Source organism: Clostridium cellulovorans 743B, from assembly GCF_000145275.1.
In the GTDB taxonomy this organism is placed as follows: Bacteria; Bacillota; Clostridia; order Clostridiales; family Clostridiaceae; genus Clostridium_K; species Clostridium_K cellulovorans.
The window spans coordinates 491292-504599 of record NC_014393.1 but is presented as its reverse complement, the minus strand read 5'-3'; the positions used below and the strand labels follow the sequence as shown (position 1 = coordinate 504599).

General features: G+C 32.6%; 7 protein-coding genes. 1 reads left to right on the top strand and 6 read right to left on the bottom strand.

Annotated elements, in window-relative coordinates; all coding sequences use genetic code 11:
- Positions 1-5 precede the first annotated feature (5 nt).
- The 5 genes from fumC to pfkA all read right to left on the bottom strand — a co-directional run bounded on the left by fumC (position 6) and on the right by pfkA (position 8195).
- Entirely contained in the window at positions 6-1370 is a 1365-nt protein-coding gene (gene fumC / locus CLOCEL_RS02080; protein WP_010075062.1) for a class II fumarate hydratase, read from the bottom strand.
- A 427-nt stretch (positions 1371-1797) separates the two neighbouring features.
- On the bottom strand, positions 1798-4185 hold the full coding sequence (locus tag CLOCEL_RS02075; protein ID WP_010075063.1) for a glycoside hydrolase family 94 protein: 2388 nt from the start codon (positions 4183-4185) through the stop codon (positions 1798-1800).
- Positions 4186-4533: 348 nt separating this feature from the next.
- Positions 4534-4905: a DUF1540 domain-containing protein gene (locus tag CLOCEL_RS02070; protein ID WP_010075064.1), complete on the bottom strand. Its 372-nt coding sequence runs from the start codon at positions 4903-4905 to the stop codon at positions 4534-4536.
- A gap of 457 nt (positions 4906-5362) precedes the next feature.
- A complete protein-coding gene (gene pyk / locus CLOCEL_RS02065) occupies positions 5363-7123 on the bottom strand; it encodes a pyruvate kinase (RefSeq protein ID WP_010075065.1) in 1761 nt (586 codons plus the stop codon).
- Positions 7124-7235: 112 nt separating this feature from the next.
- The gene (pfkA, locus tag CLOCEL_RS02060) at positions 7236-8195 is read right to left on the bottom strand and encodes a 6-phosphofructokinase (RefSeq protein ID WP_010075066.1); all 960 of its coding nucleotides are present in this window, start codon (positions 8193-8195) and stop codon (positions 7236-7238) included.
- A gap of 750 nt (positions 8196-8945) precedes the next feature.
- Here pfkA and CLOCEL_RS02055 point away from each other — a divergent pair.
- A complete protein-coding gene (locus tag CLOCEL_RS02055) occupies positions 8946-9446 on the top strand; it encodes a hypothetical protein (protein ID WP_013291587.1) in 501 nt (166 codons plus the stop codon).
- Between the two features lie 187 nt (positions 9447-9633).
- Here CLOCEL_RS02055 and CLOCEL_RS02050 read toward each other — a convergent pair whose 3' ends face one another.
- On the bottom strand, positions 9634-13248 hold the full coding sequence (locus CLOCEL_RS02050) for a DNA polymerase III subunit alpha (RefSeq protein WP_010075068.1): 3615 nt from the start codon (positions 13246-13248) through the stop codon (positions 9634-9636).
- Positions 13249-13308 lie beyond the last annotated feature (60 nt).

Sequence of the window (13308 nt, the reverse complement as noted above, 5' to 3'; positions counted from 1 at the left end):
AAATTTTATACCATATTTTCTGGTTTTATAATTTGGTCATATTCTTCTTCAGTTAATATTTCTAACTTGATAGCTGCTTCTTTTAAAGTAATTCCTTCTTTAAAAGCAGTTTTTACAACCTTAGCTGCATTGTCATAACCGATTTTAGGGTTAAGAGCTGTTGCAAGCATAAGTGATTTATCAACGTATTCTTTCATCTTCTCTTTGTTTACAGTAATACCTACAGCACATTTAGAATTAAATGATGAAATTCCACTGCTTAATAGTGATACTGATTGTAAGAAGTTATATATAATAACAGGCATAAATACATTTAGCTCAAAGTTTCCTTGAGATGCAGCCATTCCTATTGTCATGTCGTTCCCCATAACTTGGCAACTAACCATAGTTAAAGATTCACATTGAGTAGGATTTACTTTTCCAGGCATGATTGAACTTCCTGGCTCATTTTCAGGAATATATATCTCGTTTAGTCCGCATCTTGGACCACCAGCCATCCATCTTACGTCATTGGCTATTTTCATAGCATTAGCTGCTAATGCTTTTAATGCTCCATGAGCAAACACCATAGCATCCTTACTACTTAAGCCGTGGAATTTATTATTATCTGCACTAAATTCTTTTCCTGTTAACTTACTTATTTCTAAAGCCATTGTACTAGCATAATCTTTATGAGAGTTTAGCCCAGTACCAACTGCTGTTCCTCCAATTGCAAGTTCTTTAAGAAATGGAAGTGTGTTTTTAATCATCTCTACACTCATTTGAAGCATTGTTCTCCAGCCACTTATTTCTTGTGAAAAGCTTATTGGAGTAGCATCTTGAAGATGAGTTCTTCCTGTTTTTATTATTCCTTTATTCACTTCTTCTAACTCTAAAAAAGTATCTATTAATGCATTAATTTCTGGGATCAATGTTTCTTCAAGAGACATAACAGCTGCAATATGCATAGCCGTTGGATAAACATCATTAGAACTTTGAGACATATTTACATGATCATTAGGATGGATAATTTTAGCCCCCAAAATTTCGTTTGCTCTGTTAGCAATTACTTCATTAACATTCATGTTTGTTTGAGTACCACTTCCAGTTTGCCAAACAACTAAAGGAAAGTTATCATCTAATTTTCCTTCTATAATTTCATCTGCTGCTGCCTTTATAGCTTCAGCTTTTTCTTGATCTAATTTTCCTATTTTGTGGTTTACTATAGCTGCAGCTTTTTTTACTATAGCAATTGCTTTTATTTGATCCAGAGGCATAATCTCAGAACCAACCTTGAAATTTTCAAAGCTTCTTTGCGTCTGAGCACCCCAATACTTATCTGATGGAACTTTTATTTCTCCCATAGAATCTCTTTCTATACGATAATCCATTTCGATTTCCTCCTCTAAACTCAAATTAATATATATTATCTATAATTCATTAAATTTATAGAATAATCTACAACTTCCAACATCTTTTTATTCATTCCAACAACTAGTATATCAGAAGGCAACCTATAGAGGAATATCTTACTCTAGAAAAAACTTGTTTTTAAAAATTTCTACCTATCAATTCGCCACGGAAATCTAGCTTAACAAATATTTAGATAGTTTCAGTTCTAAACTTCTACCTACTAATTTATCAACGAAAATTAGGCCTTACACATATTTTGATACTTTCAGTTCCAACTTTCTCCATACTAATGGACCAATCAAAATGAATATCATTTTAGAATCCAATGAAAAAATAAAAAAACCAACGTCAAGGTTTTATCCTTAAGCGTTGGTCATATTATTAGCAACTTTATTTAATTATTTACTACATTGTTGCTATTATTTCGTTTTCTTCTTTTAACATTGAAACTGGAAGGAAGCTTCCTTCAACCTTTTCTCCGTTTACGATTAATTCTCTTACTCCGCCTTCTTTACCATCTGGGTTCTTAACAAGAATATTTAATTTCTTGCCTCTGAAGCTCTTGAATATAGAGAATTCTTTCCAATCTGATGGAACTGATGGTGATATATTTAATCCATCAACTGTTGGTCTCATTCCTAAGATACCTTCAACACAACCAACCATAACAGTAGAAGCTGTTCCTGTTAACCAATGAACGTGAGCTCTTCCTTGGAATGGGCTTTCTTTAGCTTCGATAAATTGTCCATGAGCATATGGCTCAAGCTTTCTTACTTCAGCATTATCGTTCATTTCTGCTGGGCTACATTCTCTGTAGTATTCGAATGCTTTATTTCCACGACCCATTAAAGCCTCTGCTAATATAATCCAACCTTGAGATTGTGAGAATATTCCTCCATTCTCTTTTGTAGAAGGGTTGAATAATAACATTAAAGCTCCATCAAATGCATGGTCTTTGTATGGTGGATCTAGAAGTACAGCTCCATATGGAGTGTTAAGTCTTTCATATACTTTATCAAGTGCTTTTTCACATTGTTCTTTGTCTGCACAACCACTGATAACAGCCCAAGATTGTGGATTTAACCATAGATTTGCTTCTGGATCATTTTTAGAACCAACAACAATTCCATCTTCTCTGATACCTCTTATGAATTGGTCGCCTTCCCAGCACTTAGTTTGCATAGTTTCTTTAAGTTCTGCTAACTTTTCATCAAGATATGCTACATAAGCATCATCTTTCTTGTCAGTTGCAATATTCTTTAAGATTGCCATAGCATAGTAAAGTTGGAATGCAACGAAAGTTGATTCTCCCTTAGCTCCCATTCTTAAGCAATCATTCCAGTCTGCATGAAGACCAGCAGGCATTCCGTTGTTACCTTGTCTTTCCATACTAAAGTTGATAGCTCTCTTTAAGTGTTCATAAACAGTAGCTTCCCCTTTATTAGCAAAAGGAATTACTTCATCAAGGAAATCATCATTTCCTGTTTCATTTATATACTTAAGGATTGTTGGGAATAACCATAAAGCATCGTCTGCTCTGTATCTGTCATAAGTATACGCTGGATCATCTGGTGTCATTTCGTGACCAGGGTTATGATCAAACTTAACTAAAGGTAATCCACCACCATTATCAACCTGTCCTGATATCATAAACTTTATTTTTTCTAAAGCTAGTTCTGGAGCAAGATGTATTATACCTTGGATATCTTGAACAGTATCTCTGAAGCCATAACCATTTCTTAATCCACAATATTGGAATGATGCTGCTCTTGACCATACAAATGTTATAAAGCATTGGTATGAGTTCCAAGTGTTTATCATGTGGTTGAAGTTTTCATCTGGAGTATTGATTTGGAAGTTATTTAACTTTCCATGCCAATAATCTTTTAATTCTTGAAGTTCTTTCTCTACTTGAGATAAATCTTCATAGCTAGCTAATATTTTTGATGAAGCATCATCATTATGTGCTCCTAATACAAATGCTAATTCCTTAGTTTCTCCTGGGTTTAAAGTAATATCTATTTGAAGTGCTCCACAAGAGTTTGTGTTATAGTTTAATACCTTTTGGCATTTACCACTTTCAACAGCTATAGGGTTTGAATAATTTCTATATTCACCTACGAAAGTATCTCTATCTCCTTCATAAGCTGCAACTTCTGCACCTGCAACTCCAAAAAATCTTTCTTTTCCAGTACTTCCATTTACTGATTGTTTAACATTTTCATTTATAGTTTGAATAATTTTGTTGTTTCTAAAATAAGTCTTTGTTATGTATTGAGTATATTGAAGATTTACTGAATCTTGTTCGTAGTTGTTTTCATTTGAAAATTCAACATAACCATAAAGAGAAAGGTTTCTTACCTTAGTATCTTCATTGGTTACCTTTACACGCCATACCTCATAAGTTTTATCAAGTGGAACATAATATAAAGTTTCAGCTTTTATATTTGTATATTTCGACTTAATATTTGTATATGCAGTTCCATGATGACATTGATTTTCGTACTTATCTAAAGGTTTACCTACTGGTTGCCAAGATCCAGACCAATAGTCTCCATTATCATTATCTCTTAAATAAATATATCTTCCAGGCTGGTCCATATTGATGGCATTGAAACGGTAACGAATTATTCTTCCGTTTGCTCCAGACTTAACAAAGCTATATCCGCCTGCATTATTTGAAATAATAGCACCATATTCTGGGGATCCTAAATAGTTTGCCCAAGGTGCTGGTGTATTAGGTTTTGTGATAACATACTCTTTATTTTCTCCATCGAAATAACCGTAATTCAATTCTAACACTTCCCTTATTTAAGATTCGTTTTATAAATTTCTGCTTCAATTTTACCTTATTAACTACAAATAAACAATTACTTTTCTTCAGTTTTATTAGTATTTTACCGTACTTTTTCATAATATCCCTAAAAATTAGAGAACTTTTACCGATAAAATTTTACTTTTTTTTGAATTTACATTTTTTACACATATCAAAAAAATTTCAAATATTCCAAGTATGCTTAAATCCTCATGGATATATATTGAAACCCTTCAAATTAAACCATACAACAAATTTGATGCTATTTTCATTTAAACGCTAAATTTTATACTCGATTTGAAATAATTTATGGATTTCCTTTAAAATCACCAAGTACTAGTAAAAGTTGCGCACTGAGTATTTTTAGAAGTCATTGGATCATCTCCTGATATCGCTATCGCCTTAGCATTACACATTCCCAACTCATTATATACACAGTTCTCTGCATCACAATTAATAGAAGGCGTCATTCTCACACCATAATCTTTTCCAGCTTGCATCATCTGTGCTAAGGCACCACCAAGGTTAAGATTTGTTGAATTCTTAATTGCATTTATAAATTCTCTTGGTGCAAAAGTCTCACACTGAGTTTCCATTGGCTTTATGGCACTATTTCCTAAGACATTAATAGTTCTAGCAGAACATAAGCCATCGATATTATTTACACAAGTCCAGGCTGCACAATTTACATCTGCCATAATATTTCCTCCTGATTTTAAATGAACTTCCATCTACCTTATACTCTATTAGTATTTCATTACTTATAGAAAATAATACTCAAAAAACAAAAAGCACCTTATAAAAGGTGCAATTCAAAGTAAAATCAGTTGCCATATTAATCATCATTGTCCTATTATGTTATAATAGCCACATTTACAGTATTATATACTATTGAATTATAACTTTCAATAATTTTTGTGTTAAATAAAATAAATAATGAAAATATTAATCTGAAGATTGATTTTTCCACTGTCATCACTGTTGTATTTAGTAGCTACTAAAGATTGTCTATAAGATTTATTTTTTAAAGTTATCTAATGTCAATTGAATTTAAAGTCCTATTAACTGTTATATAAGTTTCATAATTAATTTCTTTTTCAAAAAGCAATATGCTATAGAAACTAGTTTCTATAGCATATCACTCTATTCTATAAACTATTTAACGTTAGCTTTACCTTCGTAAACAACGCCTCTTTGTACGTCTAAAGTAACAAATGTGCCATCTTTGATAGCAGCTGTTGCTCCACCAGCATTGCAGATTAAAGGAATATTTCTTGATACACATTCAATAGCCATGTGTGAAGTAACTCCGCCTTCTTCTGCAATTACTCCAGCAACTTTATCTAAAACTTCCATTAAGTTTTTGTCTAAGTTCTTAACAACAATAACATCGTCTCTTTGAACTAATTTAGCAGCATCAGCTACATTTGTTATAACTTTTGCATTACCAAAGCCAGCAGCTTTACCAACACCTTTTCCTGATACTAGTACGTCACCAACAACATGTACTTTTAACATGTTAGTAGTTCCTGATACGTGTACTGGAAGTCCAGCAGCTATTACTACTAAATCTCCATCGTTAACTAATTCAGTTTCTTTTGCTTTTGCAACTGCATCACTAATTAATTCATCTGTAGTTTCAACTTTGTTTGAAACTAGTGCGATAACACCAAAGTTTAAAGCAAGCTTTCTAGCAGCTTTTTCATTTGGAGTTACAGCTATAACTGGGCTAGCTGGTCTATATTTTGAAACAGCTTTAGCTGTGTAACCGCTTTGAGTAGCTGTGATTATAGCAGCAGCATTTAATTCCATAGCAGTTGTGCAAGTAGCTAAGCTTATAGCGTTTGCAACATTAGGAATTGATTGTTCTTTTCTCTTTTCAAGAGCTTTAGCATAGTCGATGTGCTTTTCAGCATTTTGACAGATTTTAGCCATAGTTTCAGCAGCAACTATTGGATAATCACCATTAGCTGATTCTCCTGATAACATTACTGCATCAGTACCATCAAATATAGCATTTGCAACGTCAGAAGCTTCTGCTCTTGTTGGTCTTGGATTTCTCATCATAGAATCAAGCATTTGAGTAGCTGTTATAACTGGTTTTCCAGCTTTGTTACACTTTTCGATAATCATTTTTTGAACAACTGGAACATTTTCTATTGGAATTTCAACACCCATGTCTCCTCTAGCAACCATGATACCGTCTGAGAATTCAAGGATTTCATCTATGTTATCTACACCTTCTTGATTTTCGATTTTTGAGAAGATTTGGATATCTGCTCCACCGTTTTCTTCAAGAACTTTTCTAATAGCTAATACGTCAGCAGCTTTTCTTATGAATGAAGCAGCAATTAAATCTACTCCTTGTTCGCAACCAAAAACTAAATCTGCTCTATCTTTATCAGTCATTGCTGGTAATTTGATTGAAACATTTGGTACGTTAACACCTTTATGAGTTGCAACGAATCCAGTGTTTTGTACTGTACAATGGATTTTGTTTCCTTCTATTTCTTCAACAGTTAGTCCTACTAAACCGTCATCGATAAGGATTGTATTTCCTTTTACAACATCTTTGTAAAGTTCAGTATAAGTGATTGCACATTTAGTTGTATCACCTATTAAATCCATATCTCCACAGTGTATTGTGAATTTGTCACCTTTTTGTAATTCAACCTTTTTAGGATCAAATTTGCCAGTTCTTATTTCTGGTCCTTTTGTATCAAGCATTATTGCTATTTGCTTATTGAATTTTGTTCTTAAAGCTTTAACAAGATCAATTCTACCTTTGTGTTCTGCATGGTCACCATGAGAAAAGTTATGTCTTGAACAGCTCATACCAGCGTTTATTAAACCTGATAAAACCTCTTCTGTTTCGCTAGCAGGACCAATTGTAAATACCATTTTAGTTTTTTGCATATTAACTCTCCTTACTACAATCTTGTATTTTAATAATTTCTAATGTATTTTAATAAAATTAAGTGTAACCCAGGGAACTAAGCATACCTTAATTTAGTAAAAACTCTTGCACCTAGTATGAAATTGTTTCGGCAATCTTAAACAGATCCTCATCGAATTTACTTTCAATTGCTAAGGCTTCTGTTATATCTAAATCTATTATTTTATTATTTTTTATCCCAACGACTCTGGCAGACTTTCCCTCACGTAGCAACTCAACTGCTCTATATCCCATTCTTGTAGCTAATACTCTATCCGCAACTGTAGGACTTCCACCTCTTTGTATGTGTCCAAGTTTTGTGACTCTAGCTTCAATTCCTGTGATATCTTCTATCTTTTTTGCTATTTCTTCTGCTTTTCCGACACCTTCTGCTACCATTATTAAATTATGTAATTTGCCTCTCATTTTTCCTTCTAAAATCCCCCTGCATAGTTCATCCATATCAAAAGGTTTTTCTGGAAGAATGATGCTTTCTGCACCGCCAGCAAGACCGGAGTACAAAGCTATGTCACCACAATTTCTTCCCATTACTTCAACGACACTCGCTCTTTCATGAGAACTAGATGTATCCTTTAATTTATTCACAGCATCTATGACCGTATTTAATGCTGTATCGAAGCCAATTGTATAATCTGTATATGCCAAATCATTGTCTATAGTACCAGGTAGTCCTATAGTAGCAACTCCTAGGTCTGATAAAAGCTTAGCCCCCATAAAGGAACCATCACCGCCAACTACTACAAGTCCTTCAACTCCAAAGACCTTTAACACATCCGCTGCTCTTCTTCTTCCTTCTTCAGTCCTAAAGGTATTGCTCCTAGCTGTTTTAAGGATTGTACCTCCACGCTGAATAATATCAGAAACGCTATCTCTTGTTAATTCGGTAATTTCGCCATTTATTAGTCCACTATATCCTCGTTGTATCCCTACTACTCTTATGTTATTCTGAAGTGCTGTACGTACCACTGCTCTTATCGCTGCGTTCATTCCTGGAGAATCTCCTCCGCTTGTTAAAACACCTATGGTTTTCATATACGCTCCTCCTAGATATCAACTTGACACTTTATTCAATTTTCAACGATATCTCAAATAGCTTTGATGCCTTTGAATTTATACTCTCTTATTTTAATTGAAAACTGTTCGATTTTCAATGGTTTAAAGATATATAAATACTTATTCTACAAAATATATATTGTATTTTTAAAAATTTAATAAAATGTGTCATTTTTCTGTGTTGTTTTTGTGCATACTGCATAAGGTTTTTTGCCAAATTATAGCTAATAAGATATTAAAAATCTTATTAGCAATAATATTTTGTTTATATTTGTTCAAAAATATACCCTTTATTACTTTACCAAGAAAAGCCTTCGATTAATTTTGATATTTTTTTCAAGCAATTGAATTCTTTTTTAAAATTAAATGTCATGATTTTAAAATCAAATAAATATTTCAATAAAAAATCAATATTTTAATTTAATAAACACTCTTCTTTAATAGTTTCCAACTACTCATATATTACAACTTTCCTGTATAAAAATTAAAAACTATGCAGATTTTAATTATAGTTCAGCAATCTGAGTATCTTCAAATAGACTTACTATAAATAAATGATTTAATAATTTCACCAACATAAAATCTTCACATTATTTCCATAAAATACTCTTAATCTAATTATATATTTTGCAATTTAATTCTTACATTCCAACTAACCATCTGTAAATCCTATACTTTGAATGTATGTTTATTATTGCAATATATAATAACAGTAAAAGGAGATTTAATATGAAAAAAGCTATTTATATGTATATAGTTTACATCGTCTACTTTCTTGGAATAGGAATGACTTCAAGTTGTATAGTTCTAATGCCATTCAATCCTGTAAGATATTCAATAATATTAAGCATTGGTCTTGGACTATTTTTGACCGGCTCAATATTTAATGAATTAGTAATTAATAAAACCCATTTGTCAACTGTTGAAATTTTAAAGTTAGTAGTAGTTTCACTCACATTGGCAATAGGTATAGGTATGATAAGTGGTGGAATATCTCACTTTAAGGAGAGTCCGCAGTATGTTTCCTATCTTATACCATTAGGCATTTTAATTTCCTTTATAAGCTTTATAGTGAAAAATAACTTCAAACTATCTAGGAAGGAAAAAATAATAATGCTTATAGGTGTAGCAATAATTTCAATTATTATTTTTGTTATCCTATCAATGATGGCAATGAATGCTTCTATGGATATGCAACCAGGTGGAGATATATTTAAAGGCAGTCATTAATTATATATTAGACCATGTACTTCTAATTAAATATTATATATTATCTATGTAAGAAAGAATTTTTCTTAGAAAATTAAAATCTCAGTTTCGTTAGCACTTTTCACAATTAGCATCTACGAAACTGAGACTATTCTATATCAGTTTTATTATTAAAGATGAATTCAACAATTTATGAATATATAAAAGATTATTTCTCTTTTACATTCTCTTCTTTAAATTTTTCTTTCAATAACTTGACAATGTCTGTATCTTCATTAACCCAAAGCTCATAACTGACATTAAGAGCTACTCTGTCAGACTTCCTAAAAAGTACTATTCTTGTATTTCCTCTATAATCTTTAGGTAAAGATCTTAAAAAGTCTATGGCTTCTTTTTGTCCATCTTCATCAGTTACCTGTATATATATTTTTCTTCCATTATCAACAAGTGTCGAACTTATTTGAGGCTTACTTCTCTCAAAATTCTTTAAATTACTTCTATTATTAGTAGAATCATATCCTTTAGTCCTATCCTTTGAATGATCAAAAATAGCTTTTAATTTTTCTTCACTATTCTTAATCAAAGGCTCAATTTTCTCACATAGAACCTTTGGCGCTTCTTCTTCTCTTATACTTATTCTTCCCGATACAATAACAAGAGCATCATCATCAAGCATAGTTTTTACTTTTTCATAGGTCTTAGGAAAAATAATAACTTCTACGGAACCATATAAATCCTCAAGTCTCAAAAATGCCATCATGGCATTGTTTCTGGTTATCTTTTTAGATATTTCAGCTATGGTTCCACCTATTATAACCTTATCTCCATCTCTAATTTTAGTATTATCTAACTGCTCTTCGCCTTCTAAAAGTTGATTTGATACAATCTCACTAGAATTGGTGTTAGTTACATAGTTTAAGGTTTGAACATATTCATCTAAAGGATGACCACTTAAATAAAGACCCGTCATTTCCTTTTCCATAGCTAGAATGTACTTCTTTTCAAATTCTTTTATCTTCGGATACTCTATTTTAATATCCATGGTTGAATCATCATTCTCAAAATCTTGGAACAAGTTTAATTGCCCTTGAATATTTCTTTTCTTTTGGCTTGACACTCCGTCTAAAACTTTCTCCATTATAGCTAAAAGTTGAGATCTATAGACTCCAAACTCATCAAAAGCTCCAGATTTTATCAAGCTTTCTGCAGCTCTTTTATTAACAGTAGATACGTCGATTTTTTCGGCAAAATCCATAAAATCCTTGAATTTTCCCTTTTCTTCTCTGACTTTAACTATACTATCTGTTACGTTTCCCCCAACATTCTTTATTGAAGCCATACCAAAGCGTATCTTTTCCTTATTTACAGTAAACTTAGAATAACTTTCATTTATATGTGGTGGAAGTACTTCTATATCTTTTTCCTTTGCAAACCTAATATAGTAAGCAACTTTTTCATTATTACCCATAACACTGTTAAGCATAGCTGCTATAAATTCTGTAGGATAATAACACATCATATAGGCTGTTTGATACGCCACTACTGCATATGCTGCAGCGTGGGATTTATTAAAGGCATAACTAGCAAAATCCATCATTTGATCGAATATTTTGTTAGCAGCTTCAACTGATATGCCATTGCGTAAACATCCTGGGACTTCTATATTTCCGTCCTTGTCTACTATTCCATATATGAAATTTTGTCTTTCTTCTTCCATAACCTTATGTTTTTTCTTAGACATAGCTCTTCTAACTAAATCAGATCTCCCCATTGAATAGCCTGCTAGTTTTCTAACAATCTCCATTACTTGTTCTTGGTAAACCATAACACCATAAGTTACCCCTAGTATTGGTTCTAATTCTGGAGTTTCATATCTAATTTTAGCTGGATTTCTTTTACCTTCTATATACCTTGGAATCTCAGCCATAGGACCTGGTCTATAAAGAGATATTCCTGCTATGATATCTTCTAAGCTATCTGGCTTTAAATCTTTCATAAAGGAAGTCATGCCAGCAGATTCTAATTGGAATACACCTACAGTTTTACCTTCCCCAACCATTGTATAGACTTTAGGGTCGGCATCATCTATCTTATCTAAATCAATTTCAATTCTCTTGTTCTGCTTCACCATATCTACAGCATCTTTTAGAACAGTTAGGGTTCTGAGTCCCAAGAAATCCATCTTCAAAAGTCCGAGCTCTTCTAGTGTCCCCATAGTATACTGAGTTACTATTGCTTCATCATTCTTTTGAAGTGGAACATAACTTACTAAAGGCTGAGACGCTATAACTACTCCTGCTGCATGAGTTGAGGTATGCCTTGGAAGTCCCTCCAAAGTCTTCGATACATCTATTAGATCTCTAACCCTTTCATTTTCTTCATAAGCAGCTTTCAATTCCGAATTAACCTCTAAGGCTCTCTCTATATTGATTCCAAGCATATTTGGTATCATTTTTGCAATAGCATCAACCTCTGAATAGGAATAATTCATAGCTCTACCAACATCTCGGATACACATCCTAGCTGCCATGGTTCCGAAAGTTATTATCTGTGAAACAGACTCATAACCATATTTATCCACAACATAATCAATAACTTCTTGCCTGCGTTCATAACAAAAATCGGAATCTATATCTGGCATGCTTACTCTTTCTGGATTAAGAAATCTCTCAAAAAGTAAACTGTATTTAATTGGATCAATTTTTGTGATTCCCAAAGTAAAAGCTACTATGGAACCAGCAGCACTGCCTCTCCCTGGACCAGTAGGAATACCATTTTCATTAGCAAACCTTATAAAATCCCATACTATAAGAAAATAATCAACATAGCCCATGGTCTTTATAATATCAAGTTCATAATCTAATCTTACTTTTATCTCTTCTGTTATTTCCTCATAGAGTTCTGCTAAGCCTTTATAGCAAGTATCTCTTAAATATTGAAAATGATCTTGTTCTGAAGGGAGTGGAAAATTTGGAAGCTTCGATACATGAAATTCATAATCAAAATTACATTGTTCTGCTATCTTAACAGTATTATCTAATGCTTCTTCAACATAACCAAAAAGTTCTTCCATCTCTTCTTGAGAACGAATATAGAATTGCTCTGGCTGATAACTCATTCTTCCTTTTTCATCAATAGTTTTTCCAGTTTGTATGCAAAGAAGAATATCATGAGCTCTAGAATCTTCCTTATTAATATAGTGGATATCATTAGTAGCGACTAATGGAATATCAAGTTCTTTTGACATAGCTATTAGGTGTTCATTTACCATGATCTGCTCTCGCATTCCATGGTTTTGCAATTCTAGATAAAATCCATCTTTAAATGTTTCCTTATAAAATAATGCTGTTTCCTTTGCAATGTCTAAATTACTTTTCAATATATGTCCTTGAACTTCTCCTCCAAGACAAGCACTCAAGGCAATTAGCCCCTCACTATGCTTCTTTAAAAAATCGTGATCAACCCTTGGTTTATAGTAAAATCCATCTATAGAAGCAGCACTAACTATCTTCATCAAGTTATCGTAGCCAGTACTGTTTTTAACAAGTAATACTAAATGATGCGTATCATTTTTTCTTCCTTGCTCTTTTATATGCATTGACTTTGATGCAACATATATCTCAGAGCCAAGAATAGGTTTTATTCCAACCTCTTTAGCCGCCTTATAAAACTCAACACAACCATACATAACACCGTGGTCAGTTATAGCCATAGCATTCATCCCTAGTTCCTTCGCCCTTTTAACCATAAGAGATATTTTACCAGAACCATCTAAAAGACTATAACCCGTATGGACATGAAGATGTACAAAATCCCTCGACAAAAAATCACCTCCTAGATAACACTAATAATATCACAATGTTAAAAAAAGAAAAACCGTAGC

Coding starts and splice junctions, on each gene's coding strand:
- CLOCEL_RS02070 (WP_010075064.1), bottom strand. CDS start 4,905: ATGGCAGATGTAAATTGTGCAGCCTGGACTTGTGTAAATAATATCGAT.
- pyk (WP_010075065.1), bottom strand. CDS start 7,123: ATGCAAAAAACTAAAATGGTATTTACAATTGGTCCTGCTAGCGAAACA.
- pfkA (WP_010075066.1), bottom strand. CDS start 8,195: ATGAAAACCATAGGTGTTTTAACAAGCGGAGGAGATTCTCCAGGAATG.
- fumC (WP_010075062.1), bottom strand. CDS start 1,370: ATGGATTATCGTATAGAAAGAGATTCTATGGGAGAAATAAAAGTTCCA.
- CLOCEL_RS02055 (WP_013291587.1), top strand. CDS start 8,946: ATGAAAAAAGCTATTTATATGTATATAGTTTACATCGTCTACTTTCTT.